The sequence below is a fragment of the Sediminihabitans luteus genome, from assembly GCF_002797595.1.
Lineage (GTDB): Bacteria > Actinomycetota > Actinomycetes > Actinomycetales > Cellulomonadaceae > Paraoerskovia > Paraoerskovia lutea.
This window is the reverse complement of sequence record NZ_PGFE01000001.1, coordinates 582,765-608,815: the sequence shown is the minus strand read 5'-3', so window position 1 is coordinate 608,815 and position 26,051 is coordinate 582,765. Positions and strand designations below refer to the sequence as shown.

Genomic DNA, 26,051 nt, shown 5'->3' with positions numbered 1-26,051 from the left:
ATGGATGCACGACGATGGCGCAAGGTCGGGGTGGCGGTCACCACGCTCGCCCTGCTCGCCACAGGGACGACGGCCGCGACCGCGGGACCGGGAGACACCGGGTCCGGGACGCCGCCGACCACGCAGGACGAGGACGGGGGGTCGTCCTCGGCGGTCTTCACGCTCGTCACGGGTGACACCGTCGAGGCCCGGGTCGACGCCGACGGCCGGGTCACCCCCGGCGCGGTGCGCGGTCCGGACGGCGAGGCGGTGCTGGCCTCGACCGTGATCGACGGTGACGACGTGTACGTGCTGCCTGGCGGCGTGCAGGCGCTCATCGACGCCGGCACGGTCGACCGTGAGCTGTTCAACGTCACCAAGCTGTGGACGAGCGGCTACGACGACGCTCACCGCGACACCCTCCCCGTGATCCTGCAGTACGCGGGCGGCCGCCAGGCGCGGACGACGACCCCGGGCGTCGACGTCACGGCCTCGCTCGGCTCGATCGGCGGCGCGGGCGCGCAGGTCGACAAGGCGCAGGCGGCGCAGGCGTGGGCCGCGCTGGTCCCCGCGTCCTCCGCGAAGGCCCGCAGCGCGGGCGCGGTCGAGAAGATCTGGCTCGACGAGGTCGTGCACGGCACGGCCGTGACCGACCTTCCCGACCCGACGGTCCCGCTCACGGGCGCCGGGACGGCGCACGAGGCCGGGTTCGACGGCAAGGGCGTCACGGTCGCCGTCCTCGACACGGGCTTCGACGAGACCCACCCCGACCTGGCCGACCAGGTCAGCGTCTCCAAGACCTTCGTCGGCGGCACGACGCACGACGTCAACGGGCACGGCTCGCACACCGCGTCGACCGTCGCAGGCTCGGGCGAGGCGTCGGACGGCGCGTACGCGGGCATGGCCCCGGGTGCGGACCTCATCGTCGGCAAGGTGCTCGGCGACGACGGGTCGGGCTCGACCTCGGGCATCATCCAGGGCATGCAGTGGGCCGTCGACCAGGGCGCCGACATCGTGTCGATGTCGCTCGGCGCGGACGGCGCGAAGTCCTGCACGGGCCCCGACGTGGACGCGGTGCAGGCGCTGTCGAAGGACGCGCTGTTCGTGATCGCGGCCGGCAACGCGTCGCTGCGCAAGACCGTCTCGACGCCGGGCTGCGCGCCCGCCGCGCTCACGGTCGGCGCGATCGACCGCGAGGGCGAGACCGCCCCGTTCTCGAGCCGCGGCCCGTCGGTCGACGGCTGGAGCGCCAAGCCCGACATCGCGTCGCAGGGCGTCGACGTGGTCGCGGCCCGTGCGAACGGCTACCCGACCAAGCCCTACGTGGCCTACTCGGGCACGTCGATGGCGACGCCGCACGTCGCCGGCGCCGCAGCGATCCTGCAGCAGGCGCACCCCGACTGGAGCCCGGTCGAGCTCAAGGACGCGCTGACGTCGTCGGTCGCCGAGACCGCGGCGCCCGTGCTCGAGCAGGGCGCCGGGCCCCTCGACGTCGCGCGCGCCGTCACGCAGCCGGTCATCGGCGCCCCGAACCTGCGGCTCGGGTCGTTCACGTACCCGCAGGCCGACCTCGAGGCGGTCACGAAGGACGTCACGCTGACCAACCTGAGCGACCACGACGTCACGCTCGACCTGTCCGTGAGCGCGATCGGCGACGGCGGCGACCCCGTCGGGTCCGACCTGTTCACGGTCGACGACGACCCGGTCGTGGTGCCCGCGCACGGGACCGCCGACGTGCCCGTGCGCATCGACCCGTCCGCGGGTCTCACCGCCGACGACTACGGCACGATCACCGGACGACTGGTGGGCGTGGGCGACGACGTGCGGGTCACGGTCCCGTTCTCGATCGCGTTCCAGGCGCCGTACGCGACCGTGCACCTCGTGACCAAGGACCGGTTCGGCAACGCACCCGACTCGCTCTCGGCCGTGCAGATCATCAACAGGCACGACGGGACCGGCAACGGGTACTCGGCCGCCGGCGGCGACCTCGCGGTGAACCTCACGCACGGCACGTACGACTTCGCGGCGACGATCATCACGCGAGACACGGCCCAGGGGGGCCTCGCGCGCTCGGTGACGCTCGACTACGCGGCGCACGTCGAGATCGACGGCGACACGACCGTCGTCCTGGACGCCCGCGACGCCGACGAGCTGTCGTGGAAGACCCCGCAGGAATCGCAGACGCAGGGCTACTCGCTGGGGTACACGTACGGTCTCGCCGAGGACGGCTGGGTCAAGACCGGCAAGCTCACGACGATCCCGTCGACCGTCGAGCACCTCTACGCGACGCCGACCACGGTCGACGACCGCTTCACGTTCGAGGCCACGACCCGGGCGTTCGCGCCCGAGCACACCCTGACCGCGGACGACGGCTACGCGCTCGACCCGATCCCGATGTTCCTGGGCGCCGAGCTTGACGCCCAGGGCGCGGCCCCGGTGGTCGACGTCGGACCGGGGACGGACGCCAACCTCGCGGCGACGGACGTGCGTGGCAAGATCCTGCTGGTCGACGCCTCGACCGCGAACGCGGGCGGGAACCCGCTGGGCTGGGACCGCGCGCTCAAGGGCCGCGGCGCGCAGGCCGTGCTGGCCTACGTGCCCGGGACGGTCGGGCGCTTCCAGAGCTCGGGCAACGGCACGACCGTCCCGATGTTCACGATCACCGCGCAGGACGCCGAGCACCTGCAGGCGTTGCTCGCGGACGGCGGCGGGACCGTCGCGTGGGACGGCACGGGCCTCTCGACGAGCCCGTACGCCTACAACCTCGGGATCGTCCAGGAGGGCAAGATCGTCACGGGCGAGCACAAGGTCAAGAACAAGGACCTCGCGAAGGTCTCGGCCGACTACCACGCGCAGGGGTACGACGCGCGCAAGTGGATCTCCGACCTCGGGCTCTCGATGCCCGGTGCCGGGTCCGTCTACGCGAGCGCCTCGTTCATCCCCGTAGCCCCGCAGAGCCGCACCGAGTACTTCTCGGCGTCACCCGACGTGCGGTGGACCTCGATCATGCGGGCCAGCACCAACCTGCAGGGCACGGCGTCGTTCGACGGCCCGCGCTCGTACGAGCCCGGCGCCAAGGAGTCGACCTCCTGGTTCGACACCCCGTACGGGGCGACGCTGCGCACCGACGGCGTCGACCTCGCGAACCGTGACATCGACCGGATGACGCTCTCGGTGCCTCACTTCGGTGATGCCGCGGGGCACGACTCGCTCGGTCAGTACGGCGACGGGACGCTCAAGAACGTGTCCGTCGGCGACACGCGACTGGTCCCGACGGGCGGCGCCTACGAGCTGCCGTCCGAGCCCACCCGGGTCACGGTCGAGCAGGGCTTCGACCGGCGCGAGACGACCAACCAGTCGTTCGGGCTGTCGTTCCGCACCACCTGGGGCTTCACGACGAGCACCGCGGTCGAGGGCCCGCAGCCGCTGCTCGTGCCCACGGTCGACGTGCCGATCGGTCTCGACAGCCGACTGCCCGCGGGCGAGCCGGTCAAGATCGCGCTCGGCGCCGTGAGCGACGCGCACAACGGTCCGGTCGACCTCGACTCGGTCCGCCTCGAGTACGCCTACGGCACCGAGACCCAGGTGACCAAGGTCGCGAGCTGGACGACCGCGTCGATGAAGCACAACGCCGGCAAGGGGACGTGGACCGCGACCGTGCCGAACGACGGCGAGGCCGGGCAGTACGTCAACCTGCGCGTCGTCATGGAGGACTCCGACGGCAACACCGTCACGCAGTCCATGGCCCGGACGTACCAGCTCGGGGCCGAGTACGCGTTCTCCGTCAGCGCACGCAGCCAGTGCGTGAACGGTGACGCCGCGGTCGCGGTCTACGCGTACAACACCGGGACGCTCCCGGCCGACGTCACCCTCGCCAGCCCCTGGGGCAGCACGGTGGTCGAGGACGTCGCGCCCGGCAAGGCCGCGTACACGCTCTTCGACACCGGGCTCGACGCGGTGTGGGCGGGCGAGGCCGACGTCACGGCGTCCGGCACCGTGGGCACCCTCGCGGTGACCACGCCGTTCGCGAAGGACTACGCCGCGGTGACCTGCGGCTGACCTGCGCCCGACCGGCGGACGACGGCCGCCCGGCTCCCACGAGGAGCCGGGTGGCCGTCGTCGTGCGCCTCGGGCGACGTCGGATTCAGTCGAGGTCGGTCGTGAAGTACGTCGCGTCCTCGCGGTACCCGAGCGCGCGGTAGAAGTCGCCGCTGAGCGGGGTCGCGAGGCTCATGCGCACGGCCCCGACGCTCCGGCTCCACGTCTCCGCGGCGGCCACGAGCGCACGCCCGACGCCGCGCCCGCGCACGTCGGGCAGCACGGCGACCTCCTCGACCCACACGACCGTCCCGCCGGCCGCCATGGTGCGGTGGTAGTTGGCGAGCAGGTAGCCGACGAGGCCCTCGGTAGGGTCCTCCGCGACGACCAGGTAGGTGTCGAGGGCGCTCACGAGCGGGCCGAACGAGCGGTCGTACGCCGCCCGGTCCGGCTCGTCGCCGGGGATCTCCTGGACGAGCGGCCAGACGGCGTCGCGGTCGCCGATCGTCGCGCGGCGCACGAGCAGGTCGTCGAGGGAGGCGGCTGGTGCGGGGTCTGTGGACAAATCGGGCACGGCGGCGACGTTACCAGTGGGTCACCGTTTCGTCGCGGGATGCCGCGCCTCGGGCGAATGTTCGCGCCGGGTACGTGGTCGGCTCAGAGGCCGAGCGCCCCCGTGATCGGCTCGAGCTTGGCCTCGGACTCCGCGAGCTCCGCGTCCGGGTCGGACGCGCCGACGATCCCGCAGCCGGCGAAGAGCCGCACCGCGAGCGGGTCGGACGGCAGGATCTCGCACGACCGCAGGGCGATGCCCCACTCGCCGTCGCCGTCCGCGCCGAGCCAACCCACGGGCGCGGCGTACCGCGCCCGGTCGAGGCCCTCGATCTCGCGGATCAGCGCGCGCGCGTCCGCCGTAGGCGTGCCGCAGACCGCGGCCGACGGGTGCAGCGCCGCGGCGAGGCCGAGGCTCGTGGGTGCCGGACCGTCCTCGGGCGAGGCGAGCACGCCCGTGACGTCGGAGGCGAGGTGCAGCACGTTCGGCAGGTGCAGCACGAAGGGGGCCTCGGGCACGTTCATCGAGCTGCACGAGGGCGCGAGCGCGTCGGCGACCGAGCGCACCGCGTACTCGTGCTCCTCGAGGTCCTTGGACGACTGCGCGAGGAACAGCGCCGGGTCGTGGGGCGCGCCGGCACCGGGCTCGCGGCGGATCGTCCCCGCGAGCACGCGCGACGTCACGAGACCCTTCTCCGAGCGCACGAGCAGCTCGGGCGTCGCGCCGACCATGCCGTCGACGCTGAACGTCCAGCACGCCTCGTACGACGCCGCGAGCCGGCCCAGCAGGTAGCGCGGGTCGACGGGGTGCTCGGTCGTGGCGACCGCGTCGCGCGCGAGCACGACCTTGTCGAGGTGCCCGGCCCGGATGCGCCGCGCGGCCTCGGCCACGAGATCCTTCCAGTCCTGCGCCGCGACCGACCCGTCGCGCAGCACGACCCGGCCCGGCGACGTCACGGGCGCGGGGCGCGGCAGCACGTGCGCCCCGGGCGGGGACGCGAGCGACCCCGACGTCTCGAACGTCGTCATCCACGTCGTGCCGCCGCGTCGCCCGACGACCACCCGCGGCACGACGAGGACGCCGTCCGGCCGGCCGTCGTCCGCCACGTCGGGCCCGTCGGTGCCGGCGTCGTCCGCGGCACCCGGCCCGGCGTCGTCGAACGCGAACGACCCGAAGGCGACGGCGCCCGTGCCGGGCAGGTGGACCTCGTCGCGCACGACGGCGCGGCGCAGCACGGCCCGCCACGCGGCGTCCGCGTCGGCGAACCGGCCCGGCCCCCACGACTCGATGCGTGCGACCTCGCCCCAGCCGACGATCCCGTCGCCGCGGCGCACCCACGCGAGCGGGTGCGCGTCGGGCAGGAGGTCGACCAGCGCGGTCGGCCCGCCGGGCAGCGCGTCGATCGCGACGGTGCGGACCACCAGCGTGCCCGGGGCGGGGCTGGTCCGGGGGGCGGGGGCCGACGCGTGCTCTGCAGTCATCAGGATCCAGCGTAGACGTGAAACGATGGGAGGCATGTCGCGCGCCAGCCTGGACAAGAAGCCCGCCGAGGTCGCCTCGATGTTCGACGGCATCGCCTCGAAGTACGACGTCACCAACGACATCATGTCGCTGGGGCAGGACCGCCGGTGGCGGCGCCTGACGGTCGACGCGGTCGCCGCGCTGCCGGGGGAGCGCGTGCTCGACCTCGCGGCGGGCACGGGCACGTCGTCGGAGCCGTTCGCGGACGACGGCGTCGAGGTCGTCCCGTGCGACTTCTCGATCGGGATGCTGCGCGAGGGCAAGCGCCGGCGCCCCGACCTGCCGTTCGTCGCGGGCGACGCGACGCACCTGCCGTTCGCGGACGAGAGCTTCGACGCCGTGACGATCTCGTTCGGCCTGCGCAACGTGGTCGACACGTCGGCCGCGCTGCGCGAGATGCTGCGGGTCGTGCGCCCGGGCGGCCGCGTCGTGATCTGCGAGTTCTCGCAGCCCACCTGGAAGCCGTTCCGTACGGTGTACACGGGCTACCTGATGCGCCTGCTGCCGCGCGTCGCGGGACTCGTGACCAAGGACCCGGGCTCGTACGACTACCTCGCCGAGTCGATCCGCTCGTGGCCCGACCAGCCCGCGCTCGCGCACCTCATGATCGACGCCGGCTGGGACTCCGTCGCCTACCGCAACGTCACGGGCGGCGTCGTCGCGCTGCACCGCGGGACCCGCCCCGCCTGACCGCGCCCTGCCCGCGGACGCCGCGACCGGCGTCCGCGCGCCGCGCCCGCCTCAACCAAGGTGAGCCTTGGTACACAACGGGCGGCGGGTGTGGTTAGAGTGTCGCCTGCGCGTTGTGACCGACTTCACAAGTCGTCTGGATGCGGCGCGTGCACGGCCGGAGCAGGGTGGGGCGCAAGCGCGGCCCGCGACGGTCGTCCGGATCGGACCGAGGACGTCCGCGCAGGTGAGCGGGCCGCACGAGCGAGGAGGTCGGGGTGAGCACGAGCGACGACGCCGACGTCATCGTCGTCGGCGCGGGCCCGGCCGGGTCGACCGCCGCGCACTACTGCGCCGCGGCCGGTCTCTCCGTGCTCCTGCTCGAGAAGGCCGAGTTCCCGCGCGACAAGATCTGCGGCGACGGTCTGACCCCGCGCGCGGTCGCCGAGCTCGTGCGCATGGGCGTGCCCGTGCGCCCCGAGGACGGCTGGATCCGCAACGAGGGCCTGCGCGTCGTCGCGGGCGGCCGCAGCTGGGAGCTCGCCTGGCCCGACCTCGCCTCGTACCCCTCGTACGGCCTGGCACGGTCGCGCATGACGCTCGACCACACGCTCGCGCAGCACGCGCAGCGCACCGGCGCCAAGCTCCAGGAGCGGACGGCGGTCACCGGCCCCCTGCTCGACGAGCGCACGGGCCGCGTGGTCGGCGTCACGGCACGCCCCGTCGACGGCAAGGGCCGGCGGGCGGGCGACGAGACGACCTACCGGGCGCCCGTCGTCATCGCCGCGGACGGCGTCTCGTCGCGCTTCGCGCTCGCGCTCGGCCTCGAACGTCGTGAGGACCGCCCCATCGGCGTCGCGGTGCGCACCTACTTCGAGACCCCGCGGCACGACGACGCGTGGATGGAGAGCCACCTCGAGCTCTGGGACGGCGAGCCCCAGGCGTCGAACCTGCTGCCCGGGTACGGCTGGATCTTCGCGCTCGGTGACGGCACCGCGAACGTGGGCCTCGGGGCCGTGAGCTCGACGCCCGCACGGCAGTCCGCGGCGAACGTCGACTACAAGGACCTCTTCGCCCGGTGGATGGCCAACGCGCCCGCCGCGTGGGAGTTCACGCCCGAGAACCAGCGCGGACCGGTGCGCGGTGCCGCGCTGCCCATGGGGTTCAACCGCAAGCCCCTGGCCACGCGCGGCATGCTGCTCGTGGGCGACTCGGGCGGCATGGTCAGCCCCTTCAACGGCGAGGGCATCGCGTACGCGATGCAGGCCGCGCGCGTCGCGGCCGACGTCGTCGCGCAGTCCCGGGCCCGCGGCACCGACGCCGCGCGCGACCGGGTGCTCGCGCGGTACTCGCGCACCATGCGCGACGAGCTCGGCGGGTACTACACGCTCGGCCGGTACTTCGTCCGGCTCATCGAGCACCCCGAGATCATGAGGATCTGCACGCGCTACGGCCTCCCGCGGCGCGTCGTCATGCGGTTCGTGCTCAAGCTCCTGTCGGACTGCTACGAGCCCCGCGGCGGCGACTGGGTCGACCGCGTGATCGCCGGCCTCACCAGGGTGGTGCCGGCGTCATGACCTGACGAACCCGACGCACCGAGTCACGAAGCACTGTCAACGACGACACACCCACGAGACCTTCGCTCGAGGAGCTTTGAGATGACCGACCCGTACGTCCCCGTCCTCGTCCTCATGGCGATCGGCGCCGTCCTCGCCCTCGGTGGCGTGGGCGCGAGCGCCGTCATCGGCCCGCGCCGGTACAACCGCGCCAAGCTCGACGCCTACGAGTGCGGCATCGAGCCCACTCCCCACGCCGTCGGCGGCGGCCGCTTCCCGATCAAGTACTACCTCGTCGCGATGACGTTCATCGTGTTCGACATCGAGGTCGTGTTCCTCTACCCCTGGGCGGTCGACTTCGCGACGCTCGCGACGTTCGGGCTCGTCGCGATGCTCTCGTTCCTCGCCCTCATCACCGTCCCGTTCGTCTACGAGTGGCGGCGCGGGGGCTTCGAGTGGGACTGACCGGGCACGGACCAGGGGCGGCCCGCGCGGGCCGCCGCACACGCACGCAGCGGGCTGGAAGGTAGAGGCGCATGGGGATCGAAGAAGCTCCGTCAGGGTTCCTCCTGACCACCGTCGAGGACCTCGCGGGGTACTTCCGCAAGGCCTCGCTGTGGCCCGTGACGTTCGGGCTCGCGTGCTGCGCGATCGAGATGATGGCCGCGGGCGCGTCCCGGTTCGACCTCTCGCGCTACGGCATGGAGGTGTTCCGCGCCTCGCCCCGCCAGGCCGACCTCATGATCGTCGCGGGCCGGGTGAGCCAGAAGATGGCGCCCGTCGTGCGGCAGGTCTACGACCAGATGTCGGAGCCCAAGTGGGTGCTCTCGATGGGCGTGTGCGCGTCGAGCGGCGGCATGTTCAACAACTACGCGATCGTCCAGGGCGTCGACCACATCGTGCCGGTCGACATCTACCTGCCCGGCTGCCCGCCCCGCCCCGAGATGCTCATCAACGCGATCACGACCCTGCACGAGCAGATCGGCGCCGAGCCGCTCGGCGCCAACCGCCGCGACGCCGCCAAGGCGGCCGAGGCCGCCGCGCTCGAGGCGACCCCGACGCACCAGATGAAGGGACTCCTGCGGTGAGCGCGAACGGCGCCGAGGGCGCGAAGGGAGCCGACGGCGCGACGTCCGACGGCACGACGTCCGACGCCGCCGTGACCGGCCCGCCCCCGCAGGGCGCGCCCCAGCCGGACGACGCGCAGGGCCCCCGGGCAGACGACCTCGTCACGGGCAGCGAGGGCCGCAGCACGCTCGAGGTCGTCGAGGTCCGCACCGGGCTGTTCGGCGTGCACGGCTCGGGCGACACGTCCGGGTTCGGCGGGCTGCGCCGCCCGGTCGCGATGCCGGGCGCCTCGACCCGCCCCTACGGCGGCTGGTTCGACGAGGTCGTCGACGTGCTCGGCGAGGTGCTCGCCGAGGGCGGGCTGAGCCTCGACGCCGCGGTCGAGGGCGTCGTCGTCGACCCGCCCGGCGCGCACGCCGAGCTCACGCTGCGCGTGCGGCGCGAGCACCTCGTGGCCGTGTGCCGCGCACTGCGCGACGACCAGGACCTCCGGTTCGAGCTGAGCCTCGGCGTGAGCGGCGTGCACTACCCGCACGACGCGGGCCGCGAACTGCACGCCGTCTACCACCTGACGTCGGTCACGCACGGACGCAGCCTGCGCCTCGAGACCACCGCGCCCGACGCCGACCCGCACGTGCCGTCGACTGTCGCGGTGTACCCCACCAATGACTGGCACGAGCGCGAGACCTGGGACTTCTTCGGGCTCGTGTTCGACGGCCACCCCGCGCTCGCGCGCATCGAGATGCCGGACGACTGGCCCGGCCACCCGCAGCGCAAGGACTACCCGCTCGGCGGCATCCCCGTCGAGTACAAGGGCGCCACGGTGCCCCCGGCGGACCAGAGGAGGTCGTACTCGTGAGCACCACCGGAGCGCCCCACGCCACGAAGAACGCGCCGGACGACGCGTCGTCCGCCCCCATGTTCGAGGCCTCGGGCGGGGACTGGTCCGAGATCGCGGACTCGATCGCCGAGGCGGCCGCGCTCGGCGAGGAGCGCATCGTCGTCAACATGGGCCCGCAGCACCCCTCGACCCACGGCGTGCTGCGCCTCATGCTCGAGATCGACGGCGAGACCGTGCGCGAGGCCCGCTGCGGCATCGGCTACCTGCACACGGGCATCGAGAAGAACATGGAGTTCCGGACGTGGACGCAGGGCGTCACGTTCTGCACCCGCATGGACTACCTCGCGCCACTGTTCCAGGAGTCCGCCTACTGCATGGGCGTTGAGAAGATCCTCGGCATCACCGACGACGTGCCCGAGCGCGCGCAGGTGATCCGCGTGCTCATGATGGAGCTCAACCGGGTCTCGTCCCACCTCGTGTGCCTCGGCACGGGAGGCAACGAGATGGGCGCCACGACCGTCATGACGCTCGGGTTCACGGCGCGCGAGGAGATCCTGCGGATCCTCGAGGCTGTCTCGGGCCTGCGCATGAACCACGCGTACGTGCGCCCCGGCGGCGTCGCGCAGGACGTGCCCGACACGCTCGACGCGCAGGTGCGCGACGCGCTCCCGCGGATCCGCGGCTACCTCGGCCAGCTCGGCGACCTCATGCTCGCCAACCCGATCTTCAAGGCGCGCCTCGTCGGCGTGGGCCACCTGTCGCTCGCGGGCTGCATGGCGCTCGGCGTGACCGGCCCGGTGCTGCGCTCGGCCGGCCTGCCGTACGACGTGCGCAAGGCCGCGCCCTACGGCGGCTACGAGACGTACGACTTCGACGTGCCGACGTCGACCGACGCCGACTGCTACTCGCGCGTCGTGCTGCGCATCGAGGAGTGCTACCAGTCGCTGCGCATCGTCGAGCAGTGCCTCGAACGGCTCTCGGCCTCGACCGGGGCGCCCGTCATGGTCGCCGACAAGAAGATCGCGTGGCCCGCGCAGCTCGCGATCGGCAGCGACGGCCAGGGCAACTCGCTCGACCACATCAGGGAGATCATGGGCACCTCGATGGAGGCCCTGATCCACCACTTCAAGCTCGTGACCGAGGGGTTCCGGGTGCCCGTCGGCCAGTCCTGGACCACGGTCGAGCACCCGCGCGGCGAGCTCGGCGTGCACCTCGTCTCGGACGGCGGCACGCGACCCTACCGGGCCCACTTCCGGGACCCGTCGTTCAACAACCTGCAGGCGGTCGCCGCGATGTGCGAGGGCGGTCAGGTCGCCGACGTCGTCGTCGCCGTGGCGTCGCTCGACCCGGTGCTCGGAGGGGTGGACCGATGACTCTGGAGACGCGGCGCGAGGGAACCTGCGCCTACGACGACGCCACGTACGAGCGCCTCGCGGCCGACGCCGCGGCGATCGTCGCGCGCTACCCGCAGGCCCGCTCGGGCCTGCTGCCCATGCTGCACCTCGTGCAGTCCGAGGAGGGGTTCGTCTCGCGCGACGGCATCGCGTTCTGCGCCGAGCAGCTCGACCTGAGCACCGCCGAGGTCTCGGCCGTCGCGACGTTCTACACGCAGTACAAGCGGCACCCCAACGGCACCTACACCGTCGGGGTGTGCACCAACACCCTGTGCGCGGTCATGGGCGGCGACGAGATCTTCGACGCGCTCAGCGACCACCTGGGCGTGGGGCACGACGAGACCACCGACGACGGCGCGATCACGCTCGAGCGCGTCGAGTGCAACGCGGCCTGCGACTACGCGCCCGTCGTGATGGTCAACTGGGAGTTCTTCGACAACCAGACGCCCGACTCGGCCCGCGCGCTCGCGGACGGCCTGCGCCTCGGGCAGGACGTCGCCCCGACGCGCGGCGCCGCGTCGGTGTGCACGTTCAAGCAGATGAGCCGCGTGCTCGCCGGGTTCTCCGACGGGCGGGCGGACGAGGGCGTCGGCGCCGGGCCGGCGACGCTCGAGGGGCTGCGCATCGCGCGCGAGCAGGCCGGCCCGTCCCGGCCCGGCCCGGGAACCGGCACGGGGGCGGACGACGGCCCCGCGGCGCCGTCCGACGGCGCGGCTGTGGACGGCGCGGCTGACGACGGAACCGCGGCAGGCGGCGCGGCGGCAGGCAGCGCGCCCGAGCCCGGCGACGAGCAGTCGAGCGCCGAGCGGGAGCCCGCGACCCCGTCCGACACGACGCCCGGCGGGCCACCGCCCTCGGACGAGACGCCCGGCGCCCCCAGCACCTCGACCCCCGGCACCTCCACGGCGTCCGGCACGGCGGAGCCGAAGGAGGACGACGAGTGAGCACCCCGCTGACCCCGGTCCTGAGCGACACCTGGGACGCCGAGCGGTCCTGGACCCTCGACGCCTACCGCGCGCGCGGCGGCTACGACGCCCTGCGCGACGCGCTCTCGCGCGACCCGGCCGACCTCGTCCAGCTCGTCAAGGACTCGGGCCTGCGCGGGCGCGGGGGAGCCGGGTTCCCCACGGGCATGAAGTGGGGGTTCCTGCCGCCCCCGGACGGCGGGCCGCGGTACCTCGTGGTCAACGCCGACGAGTCCGAGCCGGGCACGTGCAAGGACATCCCGCTCATGCTCGCCTCGCCGCACCTGCTGCTCGAGGGCGTCGCGATCACGTCGTTCGCGATCGGCTGCCACCACGCGTTCGTGTACGTGCGCGGCGAGGTGCTGCACGTGTACCGCCGGCTGCTGCGCGCGGTCGAGGAGGCGTACGAGGCGGGCCTGCTCGGCAAGGACGTGCTCGGCACGGGGTACGACCTCGACGTGACCGTCCACGCGGGCGCCGGGGCGTACATCTGCGGCGAGGAGACCGCGCTGCTCGACTCGCTCGAGGGCCGGCGCGGGCAGCCGCGGCTCAAGCCGCCGTTCCCCGCGGTCGCGGGCCTGTACGCGCGGCCCACCGTGGTCAACAACGTCGAGTCGGTCGCGAGCGTCCCGGCGATCGTGGCGCGCGGCGCCGACTGGTTCACGGCGATGGGCACCGAGCGCTCGGCGGGGCACGGGCTGTTCTCGCTCTCGGGGCACGTGGTGCGGCCCGGGCAGTACGAGGCCCCGCTCGGGGTGACGCTGCGCGAGCTGCTCGACCTCGCCGGGGGCGTGCGTCCCGGGCACGAGCTCAAGTTCTGGACGCCGGGCGGGTCGTCGACGCCGATCTTCACGGCCGAGCACCTCGACGTGCCGCTCGACTACGAGTCGGTCGGCGCGGCCGGGTCGATGCTCGGCACGCGCGCGCTGCAGATCTTCGACGAGACCACGTGCGTGGTGCGCGCGGTCACGCGCTGGACGGAGTTCTACGCGCACGAGTCGTGCGGCAAGTGCACGCCGTGCCGCGAGGGCACCTACTGGCTGCAGCAGGTGCTGCGCCGCATCGAGGGCGGCGAGGGCACCGAGGCCGACCTCGACCTGCTGCTCGACCTGTGCGACAACATCCTCGGCCGGGCGTTCTGCGCGCTGGGGGACGGCGCGACGTCGCCCGTGACCTCGAGCGTGCAGCTGTTCCGCGACGAGTACGAGGCCCACATCACCGGTGGGGGCTGTCCGTTCGACCACTCGCGCTCGGCGCTGTTCGAGTACACGCCGCGCGCGCCGAAGGCCCTGACCGGGGCGGGGGTGCACCGATGACGGCGACGACCACGGGGTCCGGGGGCGCGGAGCTCTCGGCCCCGCCCGAGCAGGTCACGTTCACGATCGACGGCATCGAGACCTCGGTGCCCAAGGGCACCCTGGTGATCCGTGCGGCCGAGGAGCTCGGCATCACGATCCCGCGGTTCTGCGACCACCCGCTGCTCGCGCCCGCGGGGGCGTGCCGGCAGTGCCTCGTCGAGGTCGCCGCGCCGGACCGCTCGGGTCAGGTGCGGCCCATGCCCAAGCCGCAGGCCTCGTGCACGCTCGAGGCGACGCCCGGCATGGTCGTGAGCACGCAGCGCACGTCCGAGGTCGCGGACAAGGCGCAGCACGGGGTCATGGAGCTGCTGCTCATGAACCACCCGCTCGACTGCCCGGTGTGCGACAAGGGCGGCGAGTGCCCGCTGCAGAACCAGGCCATGAGCAACGGCCGCTCGACGAGCCGGTTCGTGGACGTCAAGCGCACGTTCCCCAAGCCGATCGCGGTCTCGACGCAGGTGCTGCTCGACCGCGAGCGCTGCGTGCTGTGCCAGCGCTGCACCCGGTTCTCGCAGGAGATCGCGGGCGACGCGTTCATCGACCTGCAGATGCGCGGCGCGCACCAGCAGATCGGGCGGTTCGACGAGGACGTGCTCGACTTCGCGGCCCCCGCGGCCCCCGCGGGGGCCGCGGGCGACCCGGGGGACGCGCCCGTGGGCGCGGCGCTGCTCGACGAGTCGGGCCGCACGTTCGCGTCGTACTTCTCGGGCAACACGGTGCAGATCTGCCCCGTGGGCGCGCTCACGAGCGCGGCGTACCGGTTCCGGGCACGGCCGTTCGACCTCGTCTCGTCGCCGTCGGTCGGCGAGCACGACTCGTGCGGCTCCGCGATCCGCGTCGACCACCGCCGCGGCGTCGTGATGCGGCGCCTCGCGGGCGACGACCCCCTGGTCAACGAGGAGTGGATCACCGACAAGGACCGCTTCGCGTTCGCGTGGCAGAGCGCGCCCGACCGGCTCACGACGCCCCTGGTCCGCGACCGTGTCGTCGCGCCCGACGGCACGACGACGCGTGGCGAGCTGCGCCCCGCGAGCTGGGTCGAGGCGCTCGAGCTCGCGGCCGAGGGGCTCACGGCCGCGCGGGCCGCGGGCGGCGTCGCGGTGCTGCCCGGCGGCCGGCTCACGGTCGAGGACGCCTACGCGTACGCCAAGCTCGCGCGCGTCGTGCTCGGCACGAACGACGTCGACCACCGGGCACGCACGCACTCCGACGAGGAGGCCGCGTTCCTGGCGCACACCGTCGCGGGCAGCGGGATCGGGGTGACGTTCACCGACCTCGAGAAGGCTCCCGCGGTGCTGCTCGTCGGGCTCGAGGCCGAGGAGGAGGCCGGCGTCACGTTCTTGCGGCTGCGCAAGGGCGCCGAGCGGCACGGCGTGCGGGTGTTCTCGGTCGCGCCGTACGCGACGCGGGGCCTGCAGCGCATGCACGGCACGTTGCTGCCGGCCGCGCCCGGCACTGAGGCCGAGTGGCTCGACGGCATCGCCGGCTCGGGCACGCTCGACACCCCGGACGTCGTGGACGAGGCGACCGAGGCGCTCTCGCGGCCCGGTGCCGTCGTTCTCGTGGGCGAGCGGCTCGCGGGCGTGCCCGGCGGGTACAGCGCGGTGCTGCGGCTCGCCGGGCGCACGGGCGCCCGCGTCGCGTGGGTGCCCCGGCGCGCGGGTGAGCGCGGCGGCGTCGAGGTCGGCACGCTCCCGGGCCTGCTGCCCGGCGGTCGTCCCGTGGCGGACGCCGCGGCGCGCGTCGACGTGGCCGCGGCCTGGGGGGTCGGGACGCTGCCGGCCGAACCCGGCCGGTCGACGTCCGAGATCCTCGACGCGCTCTCGGTGGGCCAGCTCGCGGGCGTCGTCGTGGGCGGCGTCGAGCCCGCCGACCTGCCCGACCCGGCGCACGCGCTGCGTGCGCTCTCCGCCGCGTTCGTGGTCTCGCTCGAGGTGCGCGCCTCGGCCGTGACCGAGCTCGCCGACGTCGTGCTCCCCGTCGCCCCGCCCACCGAGCGGGCCGGGTCGTACTGGAGCTGGGAGGGGCGGGTGCGCGCGTTCGACCGCGTGCTCGACTCGTCCGCGATGGCCGACCACCGGGTGCTCGACGCGCTCGCCGAGGCCTGCGGCACGCCGCTCGGCCTCGCGACGCCCGACGCGGTGCGCGAGGAGCTCGGCGCGTTCGGGCCGTGGGACGGCGCCCGCACCGACGCGCCCGACGTCGCGGCGGTCGAGCCGCCGCGCGTCGACCCTGGCCACGCCGTCCTCGCGTCGTGGCGCCTGCTGCTCGACGCGGGCCGGGGGCAGGACGGCGAACGGTTCCTCGCGGGGACCGCCAAGCGGCCCGTGGTGCGGATGTCCGCGGCGACCGCCGCGGGCGTCGGTGTCGAGCCCGGCGCGCCCGTGCGCGTCGCGACCGAGCGCGGGGCCGTCACGCTGCCGGTCGTCGTCACCGACATGGTCGACCACGTGGTCTGGCTGCCGATGCGCTCGCCCGGCAGCGCGGTGCTCGACGTGCTGGGCGTGGAGCCCGGCGCGGTCGTGCAGGTCACGGCGGCTGACGGCACGGCGGATCCGTACGGCACGACCGAGGGAGGGGCATGATGCGCGCGTTGCTCGCGACCCCGGGGCTCGCCCCGCTCGCCGACGGCACCCCGGGGATCCCCGGGATCCACGCAGACTTCTCGCAGGACACGTTCTGGTCGTACCTCGTCAAGGCCGTCCTGATCATCGTGTTCCTGCTCACGAGCGTGCTGATCGCGATCTGGTTCGAGCGCAAGGTCGTGGCGCGCATGCAGCTGCGCCCCGGCCCGAACGTGCACGGCCCGTTCGGGCTGCTGCAGTCGCTCGCCGACGCCATGAAGCTCCTGCTCAAGGAGGACGTCACGGTCACGGCGGCCGACAAGTTCGTCTACCTGCTCGCGCCGATGATCTCGGTGTTCTGCTCGCTGCTGGTGTTCGCCGTCATCCCGTTCGGGCCCGAGGTCACGATCCCGTTCACCGACTACACGACGCCCGCGCAGCTGACCGACTTCCCGGTCGCGGTGCTGTACATCCTCGCGTGCGCGTCGCTCGGCGTGTACGGGATCGTGCTCGGCGGCTGGTCGTCGGGCTCGACGTACCCGCTGCTCGGCTCGGTCCGCTCGACCGCGCAGGTCATCAGCTACGAGCTCGCGATGGGTCTGTCGCTCGTCACGGTGTTCATCATGGCCGGGTCGATGTCGACGTCCGAGATCGTCGAGTCCCAGACGCAGATCTGGTGGGCGATCCCGCTCGTGCCCGCGTTCGTCATCTACATCATCGCGATGATCGGCGAGACGAACCGGCTCCCGTTCGACCTGCCCGAGGCCGAGGGCGAGCTCGTCTCGGGCTACATGACCGAGTACTCGTCGATGAAGTTCGCGTGGTTCTTCCTCGCCGAGTACATCAACATGCTCAACGTCTCGGCGATCGCGACCACGCTGTTCCTCGGCGGGTGGCGCGCCCCCTGGCCGCTGTCGACCGTCAACGACGGGATGTTCAACGAGGGCTGGTGGCCGATCCTGTGGTTCCTGGTCAAGCTGTGGGCCCTGATGTTCGTGTTCGTGTGGGTGCGCGGCACGCTCCTGCGCCTGCGGTACGACCAGTTCATGAAGTTCGGCTGGAAGGTGCTCATCCCGGTCGCGCTGACCTGGGTCGTGCTCCTGTCGATCTCCCAGGCGGTGCGCCGGTTCATGGACGTCGACACGTCGGGGATCCTCATCGGCGCCGGGGTCGTCGCGGTCGTGGTGATGCTCGCGATCCTCTTCTGGCCCGACAAGGTGGCCCGCGCCGAGAAGGAACGGGCCGAGGCCGCACGCCGCTCGCCCTACCGCACGCCCGTCGAGACCGCACCGTTCGACGCGTTCGCGGACGGCTACCCCGTCCCGCCCCTGCCCGGCCAGAAGCTCCCGCCGTCGCCGCGCCGTCGTGCGGACGTCTCGACCACCACCGAGGAGGCACCCCGTGGCTGACCGCCCCGCAGACGAGGGCACCGGATACGAGCCGCTGCGGCCGCAGCCGAAGGGCCTCAAGGAGCTCTTCGCGCCGGTCGCCGGGTTCGGCGTCACGTTCTCGTCGATGTTCAAGCCGGTCGTGACCGAGCAGTACCCGCGCCAGAAGGTGCCGCCGCAGCGGCGGTACCACGGGCGGCACCAGCTCAACCGGTACGCCGACGGGCTCGAGAAGTGCATCGGGTGCGAGCTGTGCGCGTGGGCGTGCCCGGCCGACGCGATCTACGTCGAGGGCGCGTCGAACGCCGACCTTCCCGACGGCGCGCACGTGTCGCCCGGCGAGCGGTACGGCCGCGTCTACCAGATCAACTACCTGCGCTGCATCTTCTGCGGCCTGTGCATCGAGGCGTGCCCGACGCGGGCCCTGACGATGACCACCGAGTACGAGCTCGCCGGCCCCACGCGCGAGGGGATGATCTGGGAGAAGCAGGACCTCCTGGCACCGCTGCGCGAGGGCATGCTCCAGGGCCCGCACCCGATGGTCCCCGGCACCGACGACACCGCGTACTACCGGGGCGAGGTCACGGGCCCCACGCCCGAGCAGGAGCAGTGGGTCGCCGACCACCCCGACGCCGCGGACGCCGTCCGGCACGCCGGCGAGCCCACTGAGGGGGTGACCCGATGAGCACGGGGGAGGACGTGCTGTTCTGGGTGCTCGCGCCGCTCATGGTGCTCGCGGCGCTCGGGCTGCTGTTCGCGCGCAAGGCCGTGCACGCCGCGGTGTGCGTCGTGTTCGTCATGATCAGCCTCGCGGTCATGTACATCGCGCAGGACGCACCGTTCCTCGGCGTCGTGCAGATCGTGGTCTACACCGGCGCGGTCATGATGCTCTTCCTGTTCGTGCTGATGCTCGTGGGCGTCGACGCGTCCGACTCGCTCGTCGAGACGATCCGCGGCCAGCGCTGGATCGGCGTGCTGCTCGGCCTCGGCCTCGGCGCGGTGCTCGGCGGCGTCGTCGCGCAGGCGACGTTCCCGCCCGCGGTCGGGCTCGCGTCGCCCGACGAGGAGAACCCCGTGACGCTCGCGCGCGTGCTGTTCGGCGACTACGTGTTCGCGATGGAGGTCGTGGGCGTGCTGCTCGTCACGGCCGCGGTCGCGGCGCTCGTGCTCACGCACCGGCGCTCGCTCGAGCCGCGCGTGGGGCAGAAGGAGACGGCCGACGCGAAGGTCGCGGCGCTGCCCTCGGGCGGCCGGCTCACGCCGCTGCCCGCCCCGGGCGTCTACGCGCGCAACAACGCGATGGACACCCCGGCGCTCGACGCGAGCGGACGACCGATCCCCGAGTCGGTCTCGCGCATCCTGCGCATCCGCGGCCAGGAGCGGTCCGCGACGGCGATCCTCGCCGCCGAGCACGAGGTGCTCGCCGACCACGAGCCGACGCGCCACCGCGACCGGCGCGACGACGACGCGCACCCCGACCGCGTGACGCGCACGACCGACGAGGAGGCCTGACGTGGAGCTCACCCACTACGTGGTGCTGTCCTGCATCCTCTTCGCGATCGGCGCGACGACGGTGCTGCTGCGGCGCAACGCGATCATCGTGTTCATGGGGGTCGAGCTCATGCTCAACGCCGCCAACCTCGCGTTCGTGACGTTCGCCCGCATGCACGGCGACCCGCACGGCCAGGTCATCGCGTTCTTCGTCATGACGGTCGCCGCGGCCGAGGTCGTCGTCGGGCTCGCGATCATCGTCGCGATCTTCCGCACGCGCCGCACCGCGTCGGTCGACGACGCCAACCTCCTGAAGAACTGAAGGGCACACCATGCTGCAGGGAGCACAGCTGCTCGCCGCCGAGGTATCGACCGACGTCCCGTCCCCGATCGGGCTCGCCCCGCTCGTGATCCTGCTGCCGCTGGTCGGCGCCGCGGTGCTGCTCCTCGCGGGCCGGCGCAGCGACCGCTGGGGCCACTGGCTCGGGCTCGCCGCGTCGGTCGGGGCGTTCGTCGTGGGCGTCGTCCTGCTCGTGGGCCTGCTCGGCCAGGACGCCGAGGCGCGCGCCTACGACCAGCACCTGTTCGACTGGATCCCGGCGGGCACGCTCGACGTGAGCGCGGGCCTGCGCGTCGACCCGCTGTCGGTCACGTTCGTGCTGCTCGTGACGTTCGTCGGCTCGCTCATCCACCTGTACTCGGTCGCCTACATGGAGCACGACGACGACCGTCGCCGGTTCTTCGCGTACCTGAACCTGTTCGTCGCGGCCATGCTCGTGCTCGTCCTCGCCGACTCCTACCTGCTGCTGTTCGTCGGGTGGGAGGGCGTGGGCCTCGCGTCCTACCTGCTCATCGGGTTCTGGTACCGCGAGCGCAAGAACGCCGTCGCGGCCAAGAAGGCGTTCATCATGAACCGCGTGGGCGACATCGGGCTCATCGTCGCCCTCATGCTCATGCTCGCGAACTTCGGCGGGGTCGACTTCGCGACCGTGCACGCGCAGGCGCCCGCGGCGTCGACGGGCATCACGACCGCGATCGGCCTGATGCTCCTGCTCGCGGCCTGCGGCAAGTCGGCGCAGGTGCCCCTCCAGGCCTGGCTCGGTGACGCCATGGCGGGCCCGACGCCGGTCTCGGCCCTCATCCACGCCGCGACCATGGTCACGGCCGGCGTCTACCTCGTGGTGCGCTCGGCCCCCGTGTTCGAGGCCGCGCCCGACGCGCAGCTCGTCGTCGTGATCGTCGGCGCCGTAACCCTCGTGTTCGGGGCGATCGTGGGGTCGGCCAAGGACGACATCAAGAAGGCGCTCGCGGCCTCGACCATGTCGCAGATCGGCTACATGATCCTCGCGGCGGGCCTCGGCCCGATCGGCTACGCGTTCGCGATCTTCCACCTCGTGACGCACGGGTTCTTCAAGGCCGGGCTGTTCCTCGGGGCCGGGTCGGTCATGCACGGCATGGACGACCAGGTCGACATGCGCCGGTTCGGCGGGCTGTCGCGGTACATGAAGGTCACGTTCGTGACGTTCGGCCTGGGGTGGCTCGCGATCCTCGGCGTCCCGCCCTTCTCGGGCTTCTGGTCCAAGGACAAGATCATCGAGGCGGCGTTCGTGCCGGTCGACGGTCAGGAGTGGCGGGCCTGGGTGTTCGGCACGGTCGCGCTCGTCGGCGCGGGCATCACCGCCTACTACATGTCGCGCCTGTTCTTCATGACGTTCACGGGTCGCCGGCGCTGGAACGACGGCTCGGGCTCGCTCGACGGCACCGGGCCGCAGGACGGTCCCGTGCGGCACCCGCACGAGTCGCCCGCGCTCATGACGGCGCCGATGGTCGTGCTCGCGGTCGGGTCGGTCGCGCTCGGCGGCCTGCTCGCCTGGGGCGACACGTTCGTGACGTGGCTCGAACCCGTGACCGGGCACGCCGAGCACGGCGAGCCCGTGCTGCCCGCGTGGCTCCTGATCGTCCTGACGCTCGTGCTCGTGCTCGCCGGGATCGCGCTCGCCTGGCGGCAGTACACCGTCCAGGCGGTCCCCGTGGTCGCGCCGCACGGGAACGCGCTGACCCGCGCGGCCCGCCGCGACCTGTACCAGGACGACGTCAACGAGAACCTCGTGATGCTGCCCGGCCAGGTCGTGACCCGCACGCTCGTGCACGCCGACCGCGAGGTCGTGGACGGCGCGTGGACGGGGCTCGCGGGGACGCTCGGCCTGCTGGGCGACCGGTGGCGTCGTGCGCAGACCGGGTACGTCCGCTCGTACGCGGCCACCATGCTCGGTGGCCTCATCGTGATCGTCGTCGTCGCTCTGGCGCTGGCGAGCTGAGGAAGGTGACCGACATGATCGACCTCCCCTGGCTGACGACGCTCGTCGTCGTGCCGTTCGTCGGAGCCCTCGTGGTGTGGGGCCTCGGCGCGACCCGGGCACGCACCCGTGTGCGGGGCGTGGCGCTCGCGTTCTCGCTGGTCGAGGTCGTGGTGCTCGTGGCCGCGATCACGCAGTTCGACACCTCGCGCGCGCAGGAGTTCCAGCTCGCCGAGACGGCGTCGTGGATCCCCTCGATCGGTGCGAGCTGGGCGCTCGGCGTCGACGGCGTTTCGCTCCTGCTGGTCGCGCTCGCGGTCGGCCTGGTGCCGCTCGTGATCGGCGCGGCCTGGAAGGAGAACCTGACGCCCGACGGCGGCCTCGGCCGCACGGGCACGTACCTCGTGCTCGTGCTGCTGCTCGAGGCGTTCATGGTCACGGTGTTCGCGGCGCGCGACGTGTTCCTGTTCTACGTGGTCTTCGAGGCCATGCTCATCCCCGTCTACTTCATGATCGGCGGGTTCGGGCAGGGGGCACGGCGGCGCTACGCGGCCGTGAAGTTCCTGATGTTCTCGCTCGCGGGCGGCCTCGTGATGCTCGCCGCCGTCATCGCGCTCTACCTCCAGGGGCCGGGCGGCGACCAGGGCTTCCTCACCGACAACCTCACGGGCCTGGCGCTCGACGAGACCACGGGCCGCCTGCTGTTCTGCGGCTTCTTCCTGGCCTTCGCGATCAAGGCGCCCCTGTTCCCGGTGCACTCCTGGTTGCCGGACGCCGCGCAGTCGGCACCCGCCGGCACGTCGGCGCTCCTGGTGGGCGTGCTCGACAAGGTCGGCACGTTCGGGATGCTCACGCTGTGCCTCCCGTTGTTCCCGGAGGCCTCCCGGTGGGCCGCGCCCGTGGTGCTCGTGCTCGCGGTCGTGTCGATCCTGTACGGGGCGATCATGGCGATCGGGCAGTCCGACATCATGCGGCTCGTGGCGTTCACGTCGGTCTCGCACTTCGGGTTCATCGTGCTCGGGATCTTCGCGTTCACGTCGCTCTCCGTGACCGGCTCGTCGTTGTACATGCTCAACCACGGCATCTCGACGGGGGCGCTGTTCCTGCTCGCCGGGTTCCTCGTGGCCCGGCACCCCCGGCGCTCGCAGCGGATCGCCGACTACGGCGGCATGCAGAAGGTCGCCCCCGTGCTCGCGGGCACGTTCCTCGTCGCGGGCCTCTCAGCGCTCTCGTTGCCGGGCCTGTCGACGTTCGTCTCCGAGATCATGGTGTTCCTCGGCACGTTCGCCCGGCACGAGCCGCTCGCGCTCGTCGCGACGCTCGGCGTCGTGCTCGCCGCGCTCTACGTGCTGCTGACCTACCAGAAGGTCTTCACGGGCGCGGTGCCCGAAGGCCTCGAGACCCTGCCCGACCTCGGGCACCGCGAGCGGTGGGTCGTCGCGCCGCTGGTCGCCGGGCTGCTCGTGCTCGGCCTCTACCCGGCGCCCGCGCTCGACGTGCTGCGCGACCCCGCGCAGCAGACCCTGACCGCGGTCGGGGTCGAGGACGTCGCGGTCGACCTTCCGGCCGCCGGGCCTGACGAAACCACCAGTGACGACACGACAGCCACGCACGACGGGAGTGACCAGTGACGACGTTCTTCGCCCCCACGGTCGACTGGGCGTACCTCGCGCCCCTGGTCGTCGTGCTCGGCGCCGGGGTGGTCGGCGTGCTCGTCGAGGCGTTCGTGCCCGCGTCGGCCCGCCGTGCGACGCAGCTCGCGCTCGCGCTCGTCGCGCTCGTCGCCGCGATCGTGCTCGTCGGCACCCTGTGGACGGACGTGACCGACCAGGGCTACGTCGACGTGCTCGGCGGCGCGCTGCGGCTGACCGTGACGACGCTCGGGATCCAGGCCGTGGTGCTCGTCCTCGCGCTCGTCGCGGTGCTCGTGGTCGCGGACCGCAGCGCGGACGGCCTCGACGCGTTCGCGCCGACCGCCGCGGCGGTGCCGGGCTCGCCCTACGAGGAGCTCGCGCGGCGCAAGGGGCTCGTGCAGACCGAGGTCTTCCCGCTCACGATGTTCGCGGTCGGCGGGATGATGATCTTCGGCGCGACGATCGACCTGCTGACGATGTTCGTCGCGCTCGAGGTGCTCTCGCTCCCGCTGTACGTGCTCACGGCCTCGGCCCGGCGGCGTCGGCTGCTGAGCCAGGAGGCCGCGCTCAAGTACTTCCTGCTCGGGGCGTTCGCGTCGGCGCTGTTCCTGTTCGGCACGGCGCTGCTGTACGGCGCGACGGGCTCGGTCAACCTCGAGGCGATCGCCGAGGCGCTCGCCCAGGGTGGGGCGGGCGGCCCCACGGCCGGCATGACGGGGATGGTCGTGGTCGCCGTCCTGCTGCTGCTCGCGGGCGTGCTGTTCAAGGTCGGCGCGGTGCCGTTCCACGTGTGGACGCCCGACGTCTACCAGGGCGCACCGACGCCCGTGACCGGGTTCATGGCGGCGTGCACCAAGGCGGCCGCGTTCGGTGCGCTCGTGCAGGTCGCGCTCTACGTCGGCACGGGCCTCCAGGCCGGTGCCCCGGACACGTTCCGGGCCCTCGAGGTCGCGCTGTGCGTCGTCGCGGTCGCGTCGATGGTCGTCGGCACGGTCGTGGCGCTCCCGCAGACCGACATCAAGCGCGTGCTCGGCTACTCCGCGATCGCGCACACCGGGTTCGTCCTGGTCGCGGTCCTCGGGCTCCTGGGGCGCCCGACGCCGGAGGCCGGGGTCGATGCGCTGGGCGCGGTCGTGTTCTACGTCCTCGCGTACGGGCTCGCGACGATCGGGGCGTTCGCGGTCGTGACGCTCGTGCGCGAGTCGGACGGCGCGCGTGACGGCGTGGTACTCGGCGAGGCGACGCAGATCCGGCAGTGGTCGGGCCTCGGCCGGCGCAGCCCCTGGCTCGCGGGGCTGTTCGCGCTGTTCCTGCTCTCGATGGCGGGCATCCCGCTCACCGCAGGCTTCATCGCGAAGTTCGGGGCGTTCCGCGCGGGCGTCGACGGCGGCTTCGCGTGGCTCGCGGTCGTGGGCGTCCTGGCCTCGGCCGTCGCGGTCTTCTTCTACGTCCGGATCGTCGTGATCATGTTCTTCGCCGACGCCCCCGCGGACGACGACGCCGCGCCGCGTCCGGACGGTGACGCCCTCGTCCCGGACGTGCCCGTGCGCGCCGTGCGACCGCGCGCACCGGTGCTCGTGGCGCTCGTGCTGTGCGCGCTCGGCGTGATCGGTCTGGGCGTGTTCCCCGCGCCGGTTCTGAATCTGCTCGGGTAGGGCGCTAAGTTCATACCGTGACACCCGTTCCCAGCGCCTCGGCCATCGCGTTCCCGCTCCCCGACCCCGAGCTCGCGGCACGCGTCTCGGAGCGCATGGAGCTCGTCGAGACGCGGCTGCGCGCGTCGGTCGCGCAGTCGGACCGCCTCGCGGACACCGCCTCGCGCCACCTCGTCAACGCGGGCGGCAAGCGGTTGCGCCCGATGCTCGCGCTGCTCGCGGCCGAGCTGGGCGACGGCGCGGCCCCCGAGGTCCTCGAGGCCGCCGTCGGGGTCGAGCTCACGCACCTCGCGACGCTCTACCACGACGACGTCATGGACTCCGCGCCGGTGCGCCGCGGGGCGCCGGCCGCGCACGAGGTGTGGGGCAACAGCGTCGCGATCCTCGTGGGCGACCTGCTCTTCGCGCGTGCGTCGACGACCGTCGCGGGGCTTGGCCCCGAGGCCGTGCTCATCCAGTCGCGCACGTTCGAGCGACTGTGCCTCGGCCAGCTGCACGAGACGACCGGCCCCGACGAGGGCGAGGACCCGGTCGCGCACTACCTCCAGGTGCTCGCCGACAAGACCGCCTCGCTGCTCGCGACGTCGGCCCGGCTGGGCGCGATGTTCGGCGGCTGCCCGCAGGACGTCGTCGACACGGTCGCCGCGTACGGGGAGAAGCTCGGCGTGGCGTTCCAGCTCGCGGACGACGTCCTCGACCTCGCGTCGACGGGTGCGGAGTCGGGCAAGACGCCGGGCACCGACCTGCGCGAGAAGGTGCCGACCATGCCCGTGCTCCGGCTGCGTGCCCGCGCGACCGCGGGGACGGCGTCCGCGGACGACCTCGCCCTGCTCGCGACGCTCGACGGGGACCTGTCGGACGACGCGGTGCTGGCCGGCGCGGTGCGCTCCCTGCGCGAGCACGCCGTGCTCGACGAGACGCGCGCGCTCGCGGCGCGCTGGGCCCAGGACGCGGTGACCGAGCTCGACGGGCTGCCCGAGGGCACGGTCAAGGCGTCGATGGTGGCGTTCGCCGAGGCGCTCGCGGAGCGCGCGTCCTGAGTCCGTCGACCCCTGCCGTCTGAGATCGCGCGCCCGAGGA

The 26,051-nt window shown here is 73.0% G+C and carries 20 protein-coding genes; 18 read left to right on the top strand and 2 right to left on the bottom strand.

Annotated features, from left to right (window positions below; translation table 11 throughout):
• Positions 1-4,038 carry a S8 family serine peptidase gene (locus tag CLV28_RS02805; protein ID WP_157802457.1) on the top strand — a complete coding sequence of 1,346 codons (4,038 nt, stop codon included), beginning with the start codon at positions 1-3 and terminating at the stop codon, positions 4,036-4,038.
• A gap of 85 nt (positions 4,039-4,123) precedes the next feature.
• Here CLV28_RS02805 and CLV28_RS02800 read toward each other — a convergent pair whose 3' ends face one another.
• Positions 4,124-4,591: a GNAT family N-acetyltransferase gene (locus CLV28_RS02800; RefSeq protein WP_239073156.1), complete on the bottom strand. Its 468-nt coding sequence runs from the start codon at positions 4,589-4,591 to the stop codon at positions 4,124-4,126.
• 83 nt (positions 4,592-4,674) lie between these two features.
• Entirely contained in the window at positions 4,675-6,051 is a 1,377-nt protein-coding gene (locus tag CLV28_RS02795; RefSeq protein WP_100421744.1) for an isochorismate synthase, read from the bottom strand.
• 34 nt (positions 6,052-6,085) lie between these two features.
• On the opposite strand from CLV28_RS02795, the gene CLV28_RS02790 reads away from it, so the two are divergent.
• The 17 genes from CLV28_RS02790 to CLV28_RS02710 all read left to right on the top strand — a co-directional run bounded on the left by CLV28_RS02790 (position 6,086) and on the right by CLV28_RS02710 (position 26,011).
• Entirely contained in the window at positions 6,086-6,781 is a 696-nt protein-coding gene (locus CLV28_RS02790; protein ID WP_100421743.1) for a demethylmenaquinone methyltransferase, read from the top strand.
• 257 nt (positions 6,782-7,038) lie between these two features.
• Positions 7,039-8,337 carry a geranylgeranyl reductase family protein gene (locus CLV28_RS02785; RefSeq protein ID WP_100421742.1) on the top strand — a complete coding sequence of 433 codons (1,299 nt, stop codon included), beginning with the start codon at positions 7,039-7,041 and terminating at the stop codon, positions 8,335-8,337.
• 81 nt (positions 8,338-8,418) lie between these two features.
• A complete protein-coding gene (locus CLV28_RS02780; protein ID WP_100421741.1) occupies positions 8,419-8,781 on the top strand; it encodes an NADH-quinone oxidoreductase subunit A in 363 nt (120 codons plus the stop codon).
• Between the two features lie 71 nt (positions 8,782-8,852).
• Positions 8,853-9,404: a NuoB/complex I 20 kDa subunit family protein gene (locus CLV28_RS02775; RefSeq protein ID WP_100421740.1), complete on the top strand. Its 552-nt coding sequence runs from the start codon at positions 8,853-8,855 to the stop codon at positions 9,402-9,404.
• The gene (locus CLV28_RS02770) at positions 9,401-10,243 is read left to right on the top strand and encodes an NADH-quinone oxidoreductase subunit C (RefSeq protein WP_170062614.1); all 843 of its coding nucleotides are present in this window, start codon (positions 9,401-9,403) and stop codon (positions 10,241-10,243) included. Before CLV28_RS02775 ends, CLV28_RS02770 begins: the two co-directional genes overlap by 4 nt.
• Before the next feature lie 59 nt (positions 10,244-10,302).
• Positions 10,303-11,598, top strand: coding sequence for an NADH-quinone oxidoreductase subunit D (locus CLV28_RS02765; protein WP_100422354.1), 1,296 nt, complete (start codon positions 10,303-10,305; stop codon positions 11,596-11,598).
• Positions 11,595-12,563: an NADH-quinone oxidoreductase subunit NuoE gene (gene nuoE / locus CLV28_RS02760; RefSeq protein ID WP_100421739.1), complete on the top strand. Its 969-nt coding sequence runs from the start codon at positions 11,595-11,597 to the stop codon at positions 12,561-12,563. Before CLV28_RS02765 ends, nuoE begins: the two co-directional genes overlap by 4 nt.
• Positions 12,560-13,900: an NADH-quinone oxidoreductase subunit NuoF gene (nuoF, locus tag CLV28_RS02755; RefSeq protein WP_100421738.1), complete on the top strand. Its 1,341-nt coding sequence runs from the start codon at positions 12,560-12,562 to the stop codon at positions 13,898-13,900. Before nuoE ends, nuoF begins: the two co-directional genes overlap by 4 nt.
• A complete protein-coding gene (locus CLV28_RS02750; RefSeq protein ID WP_100421737.1) occupies positions 13,897-16,527 on the top strand; it encodes an NADH-quinone oxidoreductase subunit G in 2,631 nt (876 codons plus the stop codon). The genes nuoF and CLV28_RS02750 overlap by 4 nt, the downstream gene beginning before the upstream one ends.
• Positions 16,527-17,915, top strand: a complete 1,389-nt coding sequence (gene nuoH / locus CLV28_RS02745; RefSeq protein ID WP_203968130.1) for an NADH-quinone oxidoreductase subunit NuoH — start codon at positions 16,527-16,529, stop codon at positions 17,913-17,915. Before CLV28_RS02750 ends, nuoH begins: the two co-directional genes overlap by 1 nt.
• Positions 17,908-18,579 (top strand): NADH-quinone oxidoreductase subunit NuoI, encoded by a 672-nt coding sequence (nuoI, locus tag CLV28_RS02740; RefSeq protein WP_100421735.1) that lies wholly within the window; start codon positions 17,908-17,910, stop codon positions 18,577-18,579. Before nuoH ends, nuoI begins: the two co-directional genes overlap by 8 nt.
• Positions 18,576-19,406 carry an NADH-quinone oxidoreductase subunit J gene (locus CLV28_RS02735; protein ID WP_100421734.1) on the top strand — a complete coding sequence of 277 codons (831 nt, stop codon included), beginning with the start codon at positions 18,576-18,578 and terminating at the stop codon, positions 19,404-19,406. The genes nuoI and CLV28_RS02735 overlap by 4 nt, the downstream gene beginning before the upstream one ends.
• A 1-nt stretch (position 19,407) precedes the next feature.
• A complete protein-coding gene (gene nuoK / locus CLV28_RS02730; RefSeq protein ID WP_100421733.1) occupies positions 19,408-19,707 on the top strand; it encodes an NADH-quinone oxidoreductase subunit NuoK in 300 nt (99 codons plus the stop codon).
• Between the two features lie 10 nt (positions 19,708-19,717).
• Positions 19,718-21,703 (top strand): NADH-quinone oxidoreductase subunit L, encoded by a 1,986-nt coding sequence (nuoL, locus tag CLV28_RS02725; RefSeq protein WP_100421732.1) that lies wholly within the window; start codon positions 19,718-19,720, stop codon positions 21,701-21,703.
• Positions 21,704-21,717: 14 nt separating this feature from the next.
• Positions 21,718-23,313: an NADH-quinone oxidoreductase subunit M gene (locus CLV28_RS02720; protein WP_100422353.1), complete on the top strand. Its 1,596-nt coding sequence runs from the start codon at positions 21,718-21,720 to the stop codon at positions 23,311-23,313.
• Entirely contained in the window at positions 23,310-24,971 is a 1,662-nt protein-coding gene (nuoN, locus tag CLV28_RS02715; RefSeq protein ID WP_100421731.1) for an NADH-quinone oxidoreductase subunit NuoN, read from the top strand. The genes CLV28_RS02720 and nuoN overlap by 4 nt, the downstream gene beginning before the upstream one ends.
• A gap of 95 nt (positions 24,972-25,066) precedes the next feature.
• A complete protein-coding gene (locus tag CLV28_RS02710) occupies positions 25,067-26,011 on the top strand; it encodes a polyprenyl synthetase family protein (RefSeq protein ID WP_100422352.1) in 945 nt (314 codons plus the stop codon).
• Positions 26,012-26,051: the final 40 nt, after the last annotated feature.